Annotated in this window: 16 protein-coding genes, 1 tRNA gene and 1 riboswitch; of the genes, 7 read left to right on the top strand and 10 right to left on the bottom strand. The window is 67.9% G+C overall.

Features of this window, described 5'->3' with window-relative positions; genetic code table 11:
* Positions 1–38 precede the first annotated feature (38 nt).
* The gene (locus tag BN977_RS06600; RefSeq protein WP_024454225.1) at positions 39–614 is read left to right on the top strand and encodes a TetR/AcrR family transcriptional regulator; all 576 of its coding nucleotides are present in this window, start codon (positions 39–41) and stop codon (positions 612–614) included.
* A complete protein-coding gene (locus BN977_RS06595; protein WP_036396790.1) occupies positions 611–2,125 on the top strand; it encodes a glycerol-3-phosphate dehydrogenase/oxidase in 1,515 nt (504 codons plus the stop codon). The genes BN977_RS06600 and BN977_RS06595 overlap by 4 nt, the downstream gene beginning before the upstream one ends.
* Here the strand turns inward: BN977_RS06595 and BN977_RS06590 are convergent.
* The 8 genes from BN977_RS06590 to aceE all read right to left on the bottom strand — a co-directional run bounded on the left by BN977_RS06590 (position 2,122) and on the right by aceE (position 12,456).
* Complete coding sequence (locus BN977_RS06590) at positions 2,122–2,772, bottom strand: dihydrofolate reductase family protein (protein ID WP_036396788.1); 651 nt, start codon at positions 2,770–2,772, stop codon at positions 2,122–2,124. The two genes, BN977_RS06595 and BN977_RS06590, sit on opposite strands and share 4 nt — an antisense overlap.
* Positions 2,773–2,858: 86 nt before the next feature.
* Complete coding sequence (locus BN977_RS06585; protein WP_036396787.1) at positions 2,859–4,280, bottom strand: acyl-CoA carboxylase subunit beta; 1,422 nt, start codon at positions 4,278–4,280, stop codon at positions 2,859–2,861.
* 34 nt (positions 4,281–4,314) lie between these two features.
* Positions 4,315–5,577 carry a 3-oxoacyl-ACP synthase KasB gene (gene kasB, locus BN977_RS06580; protein WP_024454228.1) on the bottom strand — a complete coding sequence of 421 codons (1,263 nt, stop codon included), beginning with the start codon at positions 5,575–5,577 and terminating at the stop codon, positions 4,315–4,317.
* A gap of 23 nt (positions 5,578–5,600) precedes the next feature.
* Complete coding sequence (kasA, locus tag BN977_RS06575) at positions 5,601–6,851, bottom strand: 3-oxoacyl-ACP synthase KasA (RefSeq protein WP_036396785.1); 1,251 nt, start codon at positions 6,849–6,851, stop codon at positions 5,601–5,603.
* A complete protein-coding gene (gene acpM, locus BN977_RS06570) occupies positions 6,848–7,141 on the bottom strand; it encodes a meromycolate extension acyl carrier protein AcpM (RefSeq protein WP_036396784.1) in 294 nt (97 codons plus the stop codon). The genes kasA and acpM overlap by 4 nt, the downstream gene beginning before the upstream one ends.
* A gap of 85 nt (positions 7,142–7,226) precedes the next feature.
* Positions 7,227–8,132, bottom strand: a complete 906-nt coding sequence (locus BN977_RS06565) for an ACP S-malonyltransferase (protein ID WP_084172424.1) — start codon at positions 8,130–8,132, stop codon at positions 7,227–7,229.
* Positions 8,133–8,260: 128 nt separating this feature from the next.
* Positions 8,261–9,547 (bottom strand): PucR family transcriptional regulator, encoded by a 1,287-nt coding sequence (locus tag BN977_RS06560; RefSeq protein WP_024454232.1) that lies wholly within the window; start codon positions 9,545–9,547, stop codon positions 8,261–8,263.
* Between the two features lie 119 nt (positions 9,548–9,666).
* The gene (aceE, locus tag BN977_RS06555; RefSeq protein WP_036396780.1) at positions 9,667–12,456 is read right to left on the bottom strand and encodes a pyruvate dehydrogenase (acetyl-transferring), homodimeric type; all 2,790 of its coding nucleotides are present in this window, start codon (positions 12,454–12,456) and stop codon (positions 9,667–9,669) included.
* 156 nt (positions 12,457–12,612) lie between these two features.
* Between aceE and BN977_RS06550 the strand changes: the two genes are divergently transcribed.
* From BN977_RS06550 to BN977_RS06535, 4 genes are all read left to right on the top strand, one after another.
* Positions 12,613–13,197, top strand: a complete 585-nt coding sequence (locus BN977_RS06550) for an Rv2240c family protein (protein ID WP_234709508.1) — start codon at positions 12,613–12,615, stop codon at positions 13,195–13,197.
* A gap of 84 nt (positions 13,198–13,281) precedes the next feature.
* The gene (locus tag BN977_RS06545) at positions 13,282–13,713 is read left to right on the top strand and encodes a DUF3052 domain-containing protein (RefSeq protein WP_024454235.1); all 432 of its coding nucleotides are present in this window, start codon (positions 13,282–13,284) and stop codon (positions 13,711–13,713) included.
* Positions 13,713–14,171: a peroxiredoxin gene (locus tag BN977_RS06540; RefSeq protein WP_036396779.1), complete on the top strand. Its 459-nt coding sequence runs from the start codon at positions 13,713–13,715 to the stop codon at positions 14,169–14,171. Before BN977_RS06545 ends, BN977_RS06540 begins: the two co-directional genes overlap by 1 nt.
* A gap of 36 nt (positions 14,172–14,207) precedes the next feature.
* Positions 14,208–14,279 (top strand) — tRNA-Val (locus BN977_RS06535).
* Between the two features lie 6 nt (positions 14,280–14,285).
* Here BN977_RS06535 and BN977_RS06530 read toward each other — a convergent pair.
* Both BN977_RS06530 and BN977_RS06525 read right to left on the bottom strand, forming a co-directional pair.
* Positions 14,286–15,668, bottom strand: a complete 1,383-nt coding sequence (locus tag BN977_RS06530) for an L-serine ammonia-lyase (protein ID WP_036396778.1) — start codon at positions 15,666–15,668, stop codon at positions 14,286–14,288.
* A gap of 204 nt (positions 15,669–15,872) precedes the next feature.
* Positions 15,873–15,963, bottom strand: a riboswitch (glycine riboswitch).
* Positions 15,964–16,052: 89 nt separating this feature from the next.
* Positions 16,053–16,652, bottom strand: coding sequence for a TetR/AcrR family transcriptional regulator (locus BN977_RS06525; protein WP_036396776.1), 600 nt, complete (start codon positions 16,650–16,652; stop codon positions 16,053–16,055).
* A gap of 78 nt (positions 16,653–16,730) precedes the next feature.
* Here BN977_RS06525 and BN977_RS06520 point away from each other — a divergent pair, with 78 nt between their 5' ends.
* The gene (locus BN977_RS06520; protein ID WP_407661172.1) at positions 16,731–18,131 is read left to right on the top strand and encodes an ABC1 kinase family protein; all 1,401 of its coding nucleotides are present in this window, start codon (positions 16,731–16,733) and stop codon (positions 18,129–18,131) included.
* The last annotated feature ends 12 nt before the right edge of the window (positions 18,132–18,143 follow it).

Raw genomic sequence — 18,143 nt, 5'->3', positions numbered from 1 at the left:
CGACACGTCCGGACCAGTCATGCGTTACAGTATTACATATGGTGTCAATCAGTAACGAGGGTTCCCTCGAGGATCGGATCTTGGAGGCCGCCGCGAGCTGCGTGCTGGCCTACGGGATCGACCGGGTGACGCTGGCCGAAATCGCCCGCCGGGCGGGCGTGAGCCGGCCGACGGTGTACCGGCGCTGGCCCGACACCCGCTCGATCCTGGCCGCGTTGCTGACCGCCCGGATCGTCCGCGTGCTGACGGAGGTGGGGGAGCACGGCGACGGCCGGGTGGCGCTGGTGCAGCGCATGGTCGCGGTGGCCGAACGGCTGCGCCACGACGACATCGTGATGTCGGTGCTGCACACCGCGCCGGACCTGGCCATGGTGTACATCGCCGAACGGTTGGGCACCAGCCAACAGGTCCTGATCGACGCGCTCGCCGGTCAGCTCAAGCTCGCTCAGGAGCACGGCAGTGTGCGGCCCGGTGATCCGCGGCAACTGGCCGCCATGTGCCTGCTGATCACCCAGTCGGCGGTGCAGTCCGCGCAGATGGTCGCCCCCATCCTGGACGCCGACGCGCTGGCGGTCGAACTCGAACACTCGCTGAACGGATACCTCAAACCATGACCACCGCCCTCAACGCCGCCCGCAGGCAACGCGAACTCGCGGCGCTGGCCGACGCCGGTCGGGTCGACATCGTCGTGATCGGCGGGGGCATCACCGGGGCCGGTATCGCCCTGGATGCCGCCACCCGCGGCCTGTCCGTCGCGCTGGTCGAGAAGCACGATCTGGCCTTCGGCACCAGCCGGTGGAGCTCCAAACTGGTGCACGGCGGGCTGCGGTACTTGGCTACGGGCAACGTCGGCATCGCCCGGCGCAGCGCCGTCGAACGCGGAATCCTGATGTCGCGCACAGCTCCTCACCTGGTGAAGGCGATGCCACAACTGGTGCCGCTGCTGCCGGCGATGGGCCGGGCAGCCCGCGCGCTGGTGCGCACCGGCTTCGTCGCAGGCGACGGGCTGCGCAAACTGGCCGGCACCCCGGCCACCCTGCTGCCGCGGTCACGCCGGGTGGACGCCGCCCGGGCAATCGCGCTCGCGCCGACCGTGCGCCGCGACGGCTTGGACGGGGGATTCCTAGCCTACGACGGGCAGTTGATCGACGACGCCCGGCTGGTCACCGCGGTGGCCCGCACCGCCGCCGGGCACGGGGCCGTCATCCTCACCAGGGTGGCGGCCTCCGCGGCCACCGGCACCACCGTCACCCTGACCGACGAACTGACCGGAGAATCGTTCGGCCTGAGCGCACGCGCCGTCGTCAACGCGGCCGGTGTCTGGGCGGGCGAGGTGGACCCCTCGATCAGACTGCGCCCCAGCCGCGGTACCCATCTGGTGTTCGACGCCGCGGCCTTCGGCAATCCGACTGCAGCGCTGACCATTCCGATACCCGGTGAGGTGAACCGGTTCGTGTTCGCAATGCCCGAACAGCTCGGCCGGGTGTACCTGGGGCTCACCGATGAAGAGGCGCCGGGCCCGATTCCCGATGTGCCGCAGGCGACACCGCAGGAGGTGGCGTTCCTGTTGAACACCGTGAACACCGCGCTGCAGACCCAACTGCACCCCGGTGATGTGCGCGGCGCCTACGCGGGGCTGCGACCGCTGATCGACACCGGAACCGGTAGGACCGCCGACGTATCCCGGGAACACGCCATCACCGAATCACCGTCGGGGGTGCTCAGCGTGATCGGCGGCAAGCTCACCGAATACCGCTACATGGCCGAGGATGTCCTGGACCGGGCCGTCGCGCTGCGTGGGATCACCGCGGCGCCCTGCCGCACCCGTGACCTCCCGTTGGTCGGCGCGACCCGGGAAACCGTTGCCGGACTGCCCACTTCACTGGTGGCGCGGTACGGGGCGGAGGCCGTAGAGGTGCTCGCCGGCGCGAACTGTGCGCGGCCCGCCGAACCGGTCGCCGACGGAATCGACGTGCTGCGCGCGGAGTTCGAATTCGCCGTCACCCACGAGGGCGCGCTCACGGCCGAGGACATCCTGGACCGGCGGACCCGCATCGGGTTGGTCCCCGACGACCGGGCACGGGTCGCCGAGGTGGCCGCGGAGTTCGTCGCCGAGGTGCACTAGCGCCGCCAGAACAGGTGATGGGTGACCCCACTGGGGCTCGGTACGACATCGCAGAGGAACCTGTCCAGTAGCTCGTCGGGGCTCTCCCACAGGCGTGACCCGGCGCCCAGCGTCACCGGTGAGACCGCGACATGCAACGTGTCGACCAGGTCGGCGTCCAGGAACGCCCGGACGGTCGTCGCCCCGCCGCCGAGCCGGACATCCTTGCCGCCGGCGGCCTCGCGGGCCTGGGCCAGCACCGTCGCGGGGTCGCCGCTGACGAAGTGAAACGTGGTGTCGCCCAACGTGAACGACGGGCGTTCGTGATGCGTCATGACGAACACCGGGGTGTGGAAGGGCGGCTCGTCACCCCACCAGCCCGTCCAGCGGGCGGCATCGCCGGTCCAGGGCCCGCGGTGCGGGCTGAACTTGTTGCGGCCCATGATCTCGGCACCGATGTTGTGGTGGAAGTCCCTGGTCAGGTAGTCGTCCAGACCGCGGCTGCCACCCGGCTCGGTGCGGTTGGGCCAGCTGGCGGTGGCCCCGCACCAGGCGAACATCGTGGCCGGGTCGGCGTGGCCGAACGGACGCTCGAAGCTCTGGCCGACGCCTGCGCCGAAGCCGTCCTGGGAGACGTTGAAGTTCTGGACCTTGAGCAGTTGCACCATGGCCCGATAGACCTCCCCGGACCGCGAAACTCATCGGAAACGACGGATGGCCCGGGGCGAAGCCCAGGCCATCCGGTAGCGCGTCGTTACAGCGGGATGTTCTTGTGCCGGCCACGCCGGTGCGGCGCTTCGGCCAGCGCCTGGGTGATCTTGCTGCGGGTGTGCGCCGGGTCGATCTTCTCGTCGACCACGCCGATCTCGATCGCCGAGTCCACCCCACCGGCGATCCGCTCGTGTTCGGCGGCCAGTTCCTCGTGCAGTGCGTCGCGCTCGTGATCGGCCGCGGCGGCCAGCTTGCGCTTGTGCAGGATGCCGACGGCGGCCTTGGCACCCATCACGGCGACCTCGGCGTCCGGCCAGGCGAACACCTTGGTGGCGTTCAGTGAGCGGGAGTTCATCGCGATGTACGCGCCGCCGTAGATCTTGCGGGTCACCAGGGTGACGCGCGGAACGGTGGCCTCACCGAAGGCGTGCAGCAGTTTGGCGCCGCGGCGCACCACGCCACCCCACTCCTGGTCCACACCGGGCAGGTAGCCGGGCACGTCCACCACCACGACCAGCGGGATGCCGAACGCATCGCACAGCCGCACGAAACGCGCAGACTTCTCGGCACTTTCGGAGTTCAGGCAGCCGCCCAGGCGCAGCGGGTTGTTGGCGATCACGCCGACGGTGCGCCCGGCCAGCCGGCCCAGGCCGACCACGATCGACGGGGCCCAGCGGGACTGGAACTCCTCGAAGGGGGCGTCGTTGTCCAGCAGGGCCTCGATGATCGGGTGCACGTCGTAGGCGCGGCGTGCGGACTCGGGCATCAGGGCCTTGAGGTCGACGTCGCCGGCCTCGGCCTTGCTGCGGTCGAAATGGCCCTGCTGGCAGAACAATCCGACCAGACGGCGGCCACGCTCGTAGGCATCCAGCTCGTCGTCGGCGACGATGTGGCACACGCCGGACTTCTTGTGGTGGGCCTCGGGGCCGCCGAGGGACACCATGTCGACGTCCTCACCGGTGACGCTGCGCACCACGTCGGGGCCCGTGACGAAGACCTTGCTGTCCGGCGCCATCACGATGACGTCGGTCAGGGCCGGGCCGTAGGCGGCGCCGCCGGCGGCGAAGCCGACCACCACAGAGATCTGCGGGATGTAACCGGAGGCCCGGATCATCGCCTCGAACACCAGACCGACCGCGTGCAGCGCCTTGACGCCCTCGGCCAGCCGCGCACCACCGGAGTGCCAGATCCCGACGATCGGGGACTGCTCCTCGATGGCGACGTCGTACGCGTTGACGATGTGCGCGCAGCCCTCGATGCCCATGGCCCCGCCCATGACGGTGCCGTCGGTGCAGAAGGCGATGGTGCGCACGCCGTTGACGGTGCCCGCGGCGGCCAGCACCCCGGACTTGTCGCGCTCGTGCAGCAGTTCCACGGTGCCGTCGTCGAAGAACGTCGACAACCGCAGCAGCGGGTCGCGGGGATCAAGGGATTCGGCAGCCGCCTCGGGGGCCATGGTTGTCATGTAGGGGTTCTCCTTGATCTCCGCGGTGAGCGGGTCAGTACTTGCCGAAGGCGAGTGCGACGTTGTGCCCGCCGAAACCGAACGAATTGTTGATTGCGTAGTGGTAGTCGCCGTAGCGCGGTTCACCGGCCACCACGTCGAGGTCGATATCCGGATCCAAGTTCTTCAGATTCAGGGTGGGCGGTATGACGCCGTCGCGCAAGGCGAGCACCGTGAGGATGGATTCGACCGCGCCGACCGCCCCGACCGAGTGCCCCAGCGCCGACTTGGGCGCGTAGACCGCGGGTCGGTGGCCGCCCATCGCGTTGTTGATGGCCTGGCCTTCGGCCACGTCGCCGACGTTGGTGCCGGTGGCGTGGGCGTTGATGTGGTCGATGTCCGACGGCTGCAGCCCCGCGAGCTGGATCGCCCGGGTCATGGCGTAGCCGGCCTGCTCACCGTTGGGGTCCGGCGCGACGATGTGGTAGCCGTCCGAGGTGACGCTGGCGCCCATGATGCGGGCCAGGATGTTGGCGCCGCGGGCCTTGGCGTGCTCCTCGGTCTCGATGACCAGCAGCGCGCCGCCTTCACCGAAGACAAAGCCGTTGCGGTCCTTGTCGAACGGGCGACAGGCGCCTTCGGGATCGTCGTTGCTGGTGGACAGCACGATCCGCATCTGGGCGAAACCGGCGATCGGCACCGCCTCGATCTTGGTCTCGACACCGCCGGTGATGGCGATGTCGGCCTCGCCCAGCACGATGTTGCGCCAGGCGTTCGCGATCGCCTCCGAACCCGAGGCACAGGCCGAAACCAGGGTGCTGACCCCGGCCCTGGCCTTGCGCTCGAGTCCGATGGCGGCCGCTGCCCCGTTGGGCATGTACATCTGCACGACGAGCGGCGAGACGGCCTTGAGGCCGCGCTCGCGCATCCCGTCGTAGGCGAACAGGAGTTCCTCGGTGGATCCCAGCCCGGTGCCGACGGAGACCATCAGCCGGCGGGGATCCACCTCGGGTGCACCCGCGTTTTCCCAGACACGACGGCCCAGGACCGTCGCCATCTTCTGGAGGTAGGACAGGCGCCTCTTCTCGACACGTGTCAGGTCGTCTTCAAAATCCTCGTGGAGATGTCCACCGATGCGAACCGGAAGGTCGTACTGCTCGACGAACGGATCGTCGAGCTTACGGATGCCGCTCTCCCCGTTGAGCAGCTTCTTCCAGGTGCCTTCAGCATCGGTTGCCAACGCCGTCGACATGGCAATGCCAGTGACGACCACATTGGGCAGACCGTTCCCCGTCGAGATGCCGGTGACTCCCGCCATTGCCGAGATGTTCCTTCCGTACCTCAGTACCGCCCGAAGGCCAGGGCCACATTGTGGCCACCGAACCCGAACGAGTTGTTGATGGCGTACTGGTATTCGCCGTATCGAGGCTCGCCCGCAACGACATCGAGATCGATCTCGGGGTCGGGCGTCTCGTAGTTCAGCGTCGGCGGGATGACCCCGTCGCGCAGGGCGAGGACCGTCAGGATCGACTCCAGGGCGCCGACGGCGCCGATCGAGTGACCCAGTGCCGACTTGGGTGCGTATACCGCGGCGTGCTCCACACCGGCGACGCGCAGGGCGTTGGCCTCCGCGGTGTCACCGATCGGGGTGGCCGTGGCGTGCGCGTTGACGTGGTCGATGTCCTTGGGGGACAGGCCCGCCGTCTCCAGCGCCCGCTTCATGGCCGCACCAGCTCGGATGCCGTCCGGGGCCGGGGCCACCATGTGGAAGGCGTCCGAGGTGATACCGGCACCGAGCAGGCGGGCCAGCGGCTTGGCGCCACGGGCCTTGGCGTGCTCCTCGGTCTCGATGACCATCACGGCACCGGCTTCGCCGAACACGAATCCGTCGCGGTCCTTGTCGAACGGGCGCGACGCACCGGCCGGGTCGTCGTTGCGGGTGGACATGGCGCGCATCATCGAGAACGCCGCGATCGGCAGCGCCTCGATACCGCCCTCGACACCGCCGCACACGGCGATGTCGGCGTCACCCATGACGATCTGGCGCCACGCGTGCGCGATCGCCTCCGAGCCCGACGAACAGGCCGAGACCGGAGTGATGACGCCGGCGCGGGCCCCGAGTTCGAGGCCGACGACGGCGGCAGCGCCGTTGGGCATGATCATCTGCACGGCCAGCGGCGACACCTTGCGGGGGCCGCCCTCGTTCATCGCGTCGTAGGTCTCGACGATCTTCTCGCCGCCGCCCAGACCGGTGCCGATCACGACCGAGAACCGGTCGGGATCGACTTCCGGCCGGCCGGTGCTGTCCCACAGCTGGTTGCCGATGTACTTGGCCATCCGCTGCACGTACGACATGCGTCGCAATTCCAGCCGGGTCATCTTCTCGTCGATGGACTCGACGAGATGGCCGCCGATGCGCACCGGAAGGTCCCACTTGGTGACGAAATCGTCCTCGAGGACCCGGATGCCGCTCTCGCCGGCCAGCAGGCCCTTCCACGTGCTCTCGATGTCCGCAGCGATGGAAGTAGTTGCCGTAACGGCGGTCACCACAACGCTGGGGAAACCGCCGTTAGCAGTGGAAGGTCGGGTCACTTGCCGAACTTATCGCGCAGTGCGGCGGCGGCCTCGGGGTTCTCTTCCTCGAGCTTCTGGATGTAGGCGACGACGTCACCGACGGTGCGCAGGCCGGCCAGGTCCTCGTCCGGGATCTTCACGCCGTACTTGTCCTCGGTCTGCACGGCGATCTCGACCATCGACAGCGAGTCGATGTCCAGGTCGTCGACGAAGCTCTTCTCCAGGGTCACCTCGGAAGGCTCGATGCCGGTGACCTCTTCGATGATCTCGGCGAGGCCGGCGATGATTTCTTCTTGACTGGCGGCCACGATGGCTCCTTCTATTTCTTGGGTTACTTCGCTCCGGCGGTCGGAGCTTCTTGGGTGGAACGTCTTTCGGGGTTGGAACAACCGGTCAGAGCTCGGCGAGCCCGTCCAGGTCTGAGGGGGCCTTCACCGCGTGCGTCGGCGTGCCCTTCAGCTCTCGTTTGGCGATGCCGACGAGCGTCCCGGCGGGCGGGAACTCGACGATCGCCTTCACCTGCAGACCCCGCAGGGTCTCGTTGCACAGGTCCCAGCGCACCGGCCGGGTCATCTGGGCAACCAGCTTGGCCATCGCGTCGGCCGCGTCGGCGACGGGCTGGCCGTCGGCGTTGGACAGCAGGGTGGCCGTCGGCTCGTTGGTGGGCACCGTCGCGGCCGCGGCGGCGTAACCCTCGGCGGCGGGTGCCATGTAGTGGGTGTGGAAGGCCCCGGCGGTGGCCAGCACCCGAACCCGGGCCTTGGCCGGCGGATCCTCGGCCAGCTTCTCCAGCGCGGCGGTCGCACCGGCGGCCACGATCTGGCCGGCGGCGTTGCGGTTGGCCGGGATCAGGTCCAGCGACTCCAGGCGGGCCAACACCTCTGCCTCGTCGCCACCGAGCACGGCGGCCATCCCGGTGGGCTCCAGCGCGCAGGCCTTGGCCATCTCGGCGCCGCGGGTGGCGGCCAGCTTGATCGCGTCGTCGGGCGAGATGACACCGGCGATCGCGTAGGCGGCGATCTCACCGACCGAGTGGCCGGCAACCGCGGTGTCGTCGGTGATCAGGTTGCGCTTGGTCAGCTCCTGGTGGGCCAACAGCGTGGCGGCCACGACCAGCGGCTGCGTCACCGCGGTATCGGTGATCTCCTCGGCGGTGGCGGTGGTACCCAGCCGGGCCAGGTCCAGCCCGGCGATCTCCGACCACGCGGCCAGGCGCTCGGCAGCACCGGGCAGCTCGAGCCACGGGGTGAGCATGCCGGGGGTCTGGGATCCCTGTCCGGGAGCAAGCAATGCAAGCACGGGATTAAGAAAACACTGTGGACTCGTCTCCGCGCCGTGTAAGAGATTATGAACCTTGTCTTATTCTTTTGTGGAGTTTCTACAAAAGTGCACGTGATGCGACCCGCCCGAGACCGCTTCGCGATCTGTTATGTCGGAATCTGGCTCCCCAACTTCGCGGTTTGGCCGCCGTGCGGCACGGTTGTACTGGCGATTGACCCGTTGAAGTGGCCTGCGTCACGCCGCAATCGGCCCACCGTGGTGGCCACCCGCAGGACGTACGCATCGCGCGGCACCGTCGGATCGCGACCGGTGAAGTCGGCGATCCGTTTCAGCCGGTACCGCACGGTGTTTGGATGAACGAACAATTTGCGTGCGCACGCTTCGATCGCGCCCCCGGAGTCCAGGTAGGTGTCCAGCGTTTCGGTCAGCGCGGGACCGGCGTCGGCCAACGGTCGCATCACCTCGGTTTCCAGCGCGGCCAGCGCGAGCGCGTCGCCCAGCAGTGCCCGCTCGGGCAGCAGTTCCCGCGACGACACCGGCCGCGGCGCGCCGCCCCACCCGACGACGGCGCGCATGCCCGAGATCGCCTCGGATGCGCTGCGGTACAACGTGGTCAGGGTCGGCGCGGTCGGGCCGATCACCACCGGGCCGTCGGCGAACACGCTCATCAGATCGGCCAGGAACCGGTCGGTCGGGGACAGCGATCCCGACACGATGGTCACCAGCCAGGTGCCGTGCACGTCCGACAGGGCGGTGCGGCCGTTGCGCAACGCGACATCGTGCACGTCCCCGCTGGCCAGGTCGATCCGGTCCGGGTGCGGATAACCCACGATGACCGTCGCGGGTGCGGTGGCGTCCCAGTTCAGTGCGGCCGCCTGGGACTGCAGGGCCGGGCCGGTGTCCCCGCGGACCACGGCGTCGACGATGTTGGCCTCCATCCGGGTGTCCCAGGCGCCGCGCGCCTCGGCGGCGTCGGCGTAGGCGGTGGCGGCCGCGAAGGCCAGGTCCCGGCTGTAGCGCAGGATGCCCGCGGTCAGCGCGCTGAGCTGTTCGTCGGTGCGGGCCAGCAGCGGCACCACCTCTTCGAAGAACTCCATGGTGACCCGCACCATCTCGACGGTGTGCCGCAGCGCGATCCGTCGGCGCAGGTCCTGGGGGACGACGTCGAAGGCCTGGGCGGTGTAGCTGACGTCGCTGGTGGGGTCGCGCATCCACTCGACGAAGTTCACCACCGCGGTCTGCACCACCAGATGCACGCTGGCGCGTTGGGAGGCCTCCAGGTCGGCGAAGAACGGCAACCGTTCCTCCAGGGCGTGCACGGCCTCGGTGGCCAGCCGGCCCGAGTACTGCTTGAGCCGGCGCAACGCGGAATCCGGCACCGTCTGCAGCACGCCCAGCGTGGACGGCGGCGGGATGGTGCGTTTGTCGGGCATCTCTAAAATCTACGCCGGTGTTTTGTAAGACTGGCACCGCGTAAGAGCCGCCCGGCGTTTGTGCGGTGTCATACGCGACGCACCGGGCGAGGCGTATGACACCGCACAAACGGTCGGGTCTAGGCGCTGCCGGTGTCGACGAACGACACCTCGGCCGCGGCCACGTCGTCGATGCGGTACTGCTTGGCCGCCGCGATGGCCACCGACGGATCGATCTCACCGTCGCGGGCCAGCGCCTCCAGCACCGCCACCACCACCGACTCGGCGTCGGTGTTGAAGTACCGCCGCGCGGCCGGGCGGGTGTCGGAGAAGCCGAACCCGTCGGTGCCCAGCGTGACGTAGGTGCCCGGCACCCACGGGCGGATCTGCTCGGGCACCGCCCGCATCCAGTCCGACACCGCGACGACGGGGCCGGCCGTCTGCGCCAGCGCCTGGGTGACGTAGGCGGTCGGGGCCGGCTGGTCGGGATGGCGCAGCCGCTGCTTCTCCACCGCCACGCCGTCGCGGTTGAGCTCGCCCCAGCTGGTCACCGACCAGACATCGGCGGCCACATCCCACTCGGCGGCCAGCAGATCGGCCGCGCGCAGCGCTTCCGGCATGGCCACACCCGAGGCCAGGATCTGCGCCGTGCTGGTGCGCTTCTCGGTGGCCGCCCGGTAGCGGTACATGCCCTTGAGCAGACCTTCGGGATCGAAGTTCGCCGGCTCGGCGGGCTGGACATACGGCTCGTTGTAGATGGTGATGTAGAAGAAGATGTTCTCCGGGTCCTCGCCGTACATCCGCTTGAGGCCGCTCTCGATGATGTAGGCGATCTCGTACGCGAACGCCGGGTCATAGGTGACGGCCGCCGGGTTGGTCGAGGCCAGCAGCAGCGAATGCCCGTCGGCGTGCTGCAGGCCCTCACCGGTCAGCGTGGTGCGCCCGGCAGTGGCGCCCAACACGAAGCCCTTGGCCATCTGGTCGGCGGCCGCCCACAGCCCGTCACCGGTGCGCTGGAACCCGAACATCGAATAGAAGATGTAGATCGGGATCATGGGCACGTTGTGGGTGGCGTACGACGTCCCGACAGCGGTGAACGACGACGTCGACCCCGCCTCGTTGATGCCCTCGTGCAGGATCTGGCCGACCTCGGATTCCTTGTAGGCCAACATCAGTTCGGAATCCACCGCGGTGTAGAGCTGCCCGTTACGGTTGTAGATCTTCAGGCTGGGGAACCACGAGTCCATGCCGAAGGTGCGCGCCTCGTCCGGGATGATCGGCACCAGACGCGGCCCGATCTCTTTGTCCCGCAACAGTTCCTTGAACGTACGCACGGTCGCCATGGTGGTGGCCACGGCCTGGGTGCCGGAGCCCTTCTTCAGCGGCTTGTAGGCGTCGCTGCCCGGCAGGTTGAGCGCCTTGGTCCTGGTGCGGCGTTCGGGGACGAACCCGCCCAGGGTGCGCCGGCGATCCAGCAGATAGCGGATCTCCGGGGCGTTGGGCCCGGGGTGGTAGTACGGCGGCAGGTACGGGTTCTCTTCGAGCTGGGCATCGCTGATCGGCACCCGGGTGACATCGCGGAAGCCCTTGAGGTCTTGCAACGCAAGCTTTTTCATCTGGTGCGTGGCGTTGCGGCCCTCGAAGTGCTGCCCCAGCGTGTAGCCCTTGATGGTCTTGGCCAGGATGATCGTCGGCTGGCCCTTGTGCTCCATCGCGGCCCGGTAGGCGGCATACAGCTTGCGGTAGTCGTGACCGCCCCGCTTGAGATTCCAGATCTCGGTGTCGGTCATCGGGTCCACCAGGGCCTTGGTGCGCGGGTCGCGGCCGAAGAAGTGGTCGCGCACGTAGGCGCCGTCGTTGGCCTTGTAGGTCTGGTAGTCCCCGTCGGGGGTGGTGTTCATCAGGTTCACCAGGGCGCCGTCGCGGTCGGCGTGGAGCAGCGCGTCCCACTCTCGGCCCCACACCACCTTGATGACGTTCCAGCCCGCGCCGCGGAAGAACGACTCCAGCTCTTGGATGATCTTGCCGTTGCCGCGCACCGGTCCGTCCAGGCGCTGCAGGTTGCAGTTGACCACGAAGGTCAGGTTGTCCAGCGCCTCGTTGGCGGCCACCTGGATCAGGCCGCGGCTCTCCGGCTCGTCCATCTCGCCGTCACCCAGGAAGGCCCACACGTGCTGATCGGAGGTGTCCTTGATGCCGCGATCGTGCAGGTAGTGGTTGAACCGCGCCTGGTAGATGGCGTTCATCGGGCCCAGCCCCATCGACACCGTCGGAAATTCCCAGAAATCGGGCATCAGCCGGGGGTGCGGGTAGGACGGCAGGCCACCGCCGGCGTGGCTGTGCTCCTGGCGGAACCCGTCCAACTGGTTGGCGGTCAGCCGGCCCTCGAGGAAGGCGCGGGCGTAGATGCCGGGGGAGGCGTGCCCCTGGATGAAGATCTGATCGCCGCCGCCGGGATGGGATTTCCCGCGGAAGAAGTGGTTGAACCCGACCTCGTACAGCGACGCCGACGAGGCGTAGGTCGAAATGTGGCCGCCCACACCGACTCCCGGCCGCTGTGCGCGGTGCACCATGATGGCCGCGTTCCAGCGGATCCAGGCCCGGTAGCGGCGCTCGACGTCCTCGTCACCGGGGAACCAGGGCTCCAGTTCGGTGGGGATGGTGTTGACGTAGTCGGTGGACGTCAGGGCGGGGATGGCGACGCGCTTCTCCCGCGATCGCTCCAACAGGCGCAACATCAGGTAGCGCGCGCGAGCGGACCCATGCCGTTCGAGCATGTCGTCGAACGACTCCAGCCATTCGGCCGTCTCATCCGGATCGATGTCGGGTAGATAAGAGGCAACTCCTTCACGGATCACTCGGACCCGGTCGGGTTCGCCTGCGTTACCGGAGTTTTGGGCCAGGTCTTGGCGCGCGAACTCGGTGGTCAACTGCGGCTCCTTGGTTAACGGTGCTTCGTAGTGCGGTGCTTGTGGCGATCACTATCGTGCTCCTATCGTGCCGCAGATCACCGGGCAGGGTGTCCTACCGCTCAGTAACCAAATGATCCGGCGTTCGCTGGTCGGAAGCGGTAACGTCTGGCAGCAATGCTGAACAGTGGTTGGGGGTCTGCGGTGCTGATGCGGGTGCGTGTCGGCGCCCTGATCGTGGGTTGTCTGGCCGTGCTGGCGATGATCGTCGTCGGATGTACCAGCGAGACCAGCGGTACCGCCACCGTGAACAAGGCCGACGCGCCCATCTACCGGGCCTCGGTCTCGGCGTCGGCGGCCGAATCGGCCGAGAGTTCCAGCTCGAAGGAGTCGGAGCGGCAGAAGTCGATCACCACCGGCGCGATCCACACCTCGTGCGAGGCGCTGAGCTCCAGCAGCGTGGACTCCATCACGGCGGTGAACACCTACGTCGGCGCCTACAACGAGAACGGTGACGTGGCGGGCGCCGCGCAGCCTGCCATCGACGCGCTCAACCACAGCGCCGATCTGGTGGAGCAAAGCCTGTCCGATCCACTGGGCCCGGCGCTGAAGGGCGCGCTGACCGAGTGGGTGAGCGCGGCGCGGGCGGTGGCCTCGGCCATCGCCGGCGATGTCGGGCCCGATGCCTTCAACGACGCGGTGGGCCGGCTGAACGATGCAAAGACCGCCGCGCTGGACATGTGCGATGCGGCATATCGATAAACCTTGCCGCCAAGTCTCGGCCTTGGGCCTCCGGCGTGCGAATATAGGCCGAGCGCACTCGAAACGGCTTAAGGAGGACTGACGGTGGTCGCCGCGGGGACGGACTCTGACCCGAATTACGCCCGCAAACTGGGCATCGAGAAGGATCAGGTCGTCCAGGAATTGGGGTGGGACGAAGACACCGACGACGATATCCGGGCCGACATCGAGGACGCCTGTGGTGGCGAGCTTCTCGACGAGGACGCCGATGAGGTCGTCGACGTGGTGTTGTTGTGGTGGCGCGACGACGACGGTGACCTGGTGGACCGGCTGATGGACGCCATCACCCCGCTGGCCGACGACGGCGTCATCTGGGTGGTCACGCCCAAGACGGGTAAGCCGGGCCACGTTCAGCCCGCCGAGATCGCCGAGTCGGCACCGACCGCCGGGTTGATGCAGACCTCGTCGGCGAACCTGGGGGACTGGATCGCCAGCCGGTTGGTGCAGCCGAAGTCCAAAGCCGCCGGTCGGCGATAGTGCTCGAGGTCGGCGCGCCCGCGCCGGACTTCACCCTGAAAAACCAGCACGGCCGGCCGGTGACCCTGTCGGCGCTGCGCGACCGCAACGTCCTGCTGGTCTTCTTCCCGCTGGCCTTCACCCCGATCTGCGCGGGCGAGCTGGGGGAGATCCAGGCCCATCCCGAGGTGTACGACACGCCCGACACCGTCACCCTCGCCATCTCCGTGGGGCCGCCGCCGACGCACAAGGTGTGGGCGCAGCAGAGCCGCTTCACCTTCGACCTGTTGTCCGACTTCTGGCCGCATGGTGCGGTCGCGTCGGCGTACGGGGTGTTCAATTCCGAGTCCGGTTTCGCCGACCGCGGCACCTTCGCGATCGACCGGTCCGGTGTCATCCGGTTCGCCGAGTGCAAACAGCCAGGTGAGATGCGTGACGCCGCGGTCTGGCGGGACGCGCTGGCGGCGCTGCGGATTTAGTACTGGCCAGCGCGGGCGTGTAGCGTGCCTGCGACGGGGCGCGTAGCTCAGTGGTAGAGCTCTGGTTTTACACACCAGCGGTCGGCGGTTCGATACCGTCCGCGCCCACTCTGGTCAGCATTCGACGACGTTGACCGCCACGTTGACAGCGAGGCCGCCGGTGGCGGTTTCTTTGTACTTGTTGCTCATGTCCATGCCTGTGGTCCGCATGGTTTCGATCACCTGGTCCAGGGAGACGCGGTGGGTGCCGTCGCCACGAAGGGCCATCCGGGCAGCATTGATGGCTTTGCCGGCAGAGATGGCGTTGCGTTCGATGCAGGGGATCTGCACCAGGCCGCCGATGGGATCGCAGGTCAGCCCCAGGCTGTGCTCCATGGCGATCTCGGCGGCATTCTCGACTTGGCGCGTTGTGCCGCCGAGGATCTCGGCCAGGGCGCCGGCGGCCATCGAGGCTGCGGACCCCACTTCGCCCTGGCACCCCACTTCGGCTCCGGAGATGGAGGCACGCTCTTTGTAGAGCGAGCCGATCGCCCCGGCCGCGAGGAGGAATCGGACGGCGGTGTCGTCGGGATCGGCTACGCCCGCCCTGGTGTAGTGCGTGGCGTAGTGCAGCACGGCGGGGATGATGCCGGCCGCGCCGTTGGTGGGTGCGGTGACGATGCGCCCACCGGAGGCGTTCTCTTCGTTGACGGCCAGGGCAATCAGGTTGACCCAGTCCTCGGCGAAGGCGGCATCGCGGTGCGGGTCTTCGGCGGCCAGTCGGCTGTGCCAATCGTGTGCGCGCCGCGGCACCCGAAGATTCCCCGGCAGGTACCCCTGCTGGGTGATGCCGCGTTGCGCGCACGCGACCATCACATCCCGCAGATGCAGAAGGTCGTGGTGGACCTGGTCGCGCGTGCGGGAGGTGAGTTCGTACCGAAGCATGATCTCGCTGATGCTGCAGTCGTGGTCATCGGCCAACGCCAGCAGATCGGCGGCACTGTGAAAGGACCACGGCTTCGGGGTGTCGTCGGATCGGTCAGCGGGTTGGTCCCCGGTGACGATGAAACCGCCGCCCACCGAGAAGTAGGTCTCGGTGTACAGCGCGTGCCCGGACAACCCGTAGGCGGCGAGGGTCATCGCGTTGGGGTGGCGCGGCAGAACCGTCTCCGGGTGCAGATGGAAATCGGATTCGGCCAATCGAATCTCGGTGATGCCGCCCAATCTGATGGTCCCGCCGGCTCGCATCTCTGCCAGCCGTCCTTCGGCGTGATCCGGTTCAACGGTGTCGGGCCATAGTCCTTCCAAACCGAGCAGGATCGCCGAGAAGGTGCGGTGTCCGGCGCCGGTGGCGGCCAGGGAACCGAACAGATCCACCCGGACTTCGGTCACCTCGGTCAACGACGTGCGAATGGTGAGGTCGGTGACGAACTGCGCCGCGGCGCGCATCGGCCCCACGGTGTGGGAGCTGGAGGGGCCGATTCCGACCGTGAAGAGTTCGAAAACGCTGATGGTCATGAGCTCTCGGCTCTGAGATCGGTTGTGGTGAGCCGGTTTCGACGGTGCACGAGGTGACTCCGATTCGTCGAGCCCACGAGGGATGGGCTGCGAGTGGTGGCACCTCCCCGCTCTGTCCTGTTACCTGAGAGTTTGACGCGGGGTGCGCGCTTTCACCTTCGGCAAGTACCCGGTTGGCTCACCGGCACTGTTCTCCAGAGTTGCCTCGACGCAACGGTATTGGGCCTGAGAGTTTCTCGGGGAGGAGATTGCTCCTACGGCGCCTCCGACGCGGAGGTTCTCCCGCTGCGTGTCAACGGCGTATTGACTTGTGGTGTGGGGGACTATACCCGCCAATCCGGCATCAGGCAGCCTGACCTGCCGGGCGTCGCCGTCGGACGGTCGTCACTCCAACGTCCGCACCCGAGCCGACAGCACCGCGGTCCACTCGTCGAGATAGCGGTCGTCGGGAACCGACGCGCTCGCGCGTCGGAAAAGGTTGGTGGCCAAGCGTTCCCCCAGCAGGCTGCTGACGCCGAGCGTGGCCAGGGTCTTGGTTTGCTCCGGTGAGGCCTTCGGCGCCCACACCGCGATCCAGCCGTCGAGTTCGTCGGTCAGCGAGTCGACCAATGCCGCATAGGCGGTGTCGAGCCGGTCCGACAGACCGGCGGGGGTGCGCGCGGCGATCTGCAGCAGCTCGGCTTCCTGGTCGATGACGGTGAGCAGGTAGCGGCCCAGCACGGTGAGTTCGCTGTGCAGGTCGCCGAGGCCGGCGAACAGCGCGCGGATGTCCTGCATGGCGGCGCGGCGGTCGAGTTGCCGGTCGATGCCAGCGATCAGCAGCGCGTCCTTGGATTTGAAGTGCCGGTACAGCGCGCCGGATCCCGCGGCCAAGCCGGCCGCGGTCTCGATCTGGGAGACGCTGGTGGCCTCGAAGCCCTTGGCGCTGAACAACCGCATCGCCTCGGTCAGGATCCGCTCCCGGGTGGATGTCGGCGCGGTCATTGACTCCTCCAAAGTGATCACTTACTGTCCGTACTGAATCACTTTACCCGCGGGGCGGGGAAGATGGGAGTGCTTCACATGCCGCAACCGAACAGGCCGATCGCAAACGGACGGATCCGCCGGACCATGCCACTGGCGGGCTTCACCGCGCGTGCGACCGGCGGGCGGCTCGTGGCCGGCCTCAGTGAGAAGGCGGGCAATGAGGGGGCCGTGGAACGGTTCCATGAGCGGACCGCCGAACGCTACGCCGAGATCTTGGGTCACTCCAAGGGTGCATTGATGAAGCTCGGGCAACTGCTCTCCATCATCGACACGGGTGGCTTGGGCACCGGCGGATTCGCGCCCTACCAACGGGCCCTTACCCGGTTGCAGTCCGCCGCGCCACCGATGGCGCCCAGCTTGGTGCGCGAAGTCCTCGATACCGAACTGGGCTGCACCGCGGCAGGGTTCGCAGACTTCGTTGACGAGCCGATCGCGGCCGCATCAATCGGCCAGGTGCACCGAGCCGTCCTGCGGGATGGCCGCGCCGTTGCGGTGAAGATTCAATACCCTGGCGTGGCCGAGGCCATCCGGGCCGATCTGGCCAATACCGAACTGGTGGCCACGTTCCTGCGGTTCGTGACCTCGGCCGCCGGCATTGTGCTCGATCCTCGGTCGTTGGCGCGCGAACTGAGCGCTCGGATCGCCGAAGAGGTCGACTACCGGCGGGAGGCCGCGATGATCGCCCGATTCGCCGACCTCTACCGCGGGCACCCGTTCATCCGAATCCCGGACGCAATTCCCGAGCTGTCGACGGGTCGCGTGCTGACGATGACGTTTCTCGAGGGAATGGGCTGGGCCGAAGCGCAACAGGCCGACCAGGGGCTCAAGAACACGTGGGCCGAAGTGATCACCCTCTTCACCAGTGCCAACTATCGGCTGGCCAACCTGATGCACAACGACCCACACCCGGGCAACTACCTGTTCCACCCGGACGGCAGCGTCGGTGTCGTCGACTTCGGTTGCGTGAAGATTCTCCCCGAGCCGATGCGCCGGGCGGCCGTCGGTGTGATGCGCGCGGCGATCGACGGTCGCGCCGACGACCTTCGGGACTGCATGGTGCAGGTCGGGTTCATCACCGCAGATTCACCGATGACAGCCGAGGAAGCCCTGGGGTACTGGTCGCAGGTGTTCTACGAGGTCGCGCTGGCGCCGCAGCCGGTCACCTACACGCCAGACGCCTCGGCCCGGACGGCGCACTGGCTTTTCGGTCTGCATGATCTGTCGAACCCGTTGACGCGCATGCACGCGCCGGGTGATCTTGCCTTCGCGCCGAGAGTGCACGCCGCGCTGAGCAACGTGTGCGCCGGCCTGGCCGCGACGGTGCCCGCCCGGGCGATCACCGATGAACTGGACGGAATTGCTTCGCCGACTACGGAACTCGGTGTCCTGCACCATGAGTGGGCGTGTGAGCGGGGACTGCTGCGAATGGCCCGATAGCGGGACCTACTG

This window comes from Mycolicibacterium cosmeticum, from assembly GCF_000613185.1.
Taxonomy (GTDB): Bacteria; Actinomycetota; Actinomycetes; order Mycobacteriales; family Mycobacteriaceae; genus Mycobacterium; species Mycobacterium cosmeticum.
Note: the sequence above shows the minus strand (reverse complement) of the source record. Positions and strands in the feature narration are given on the sequence as shown.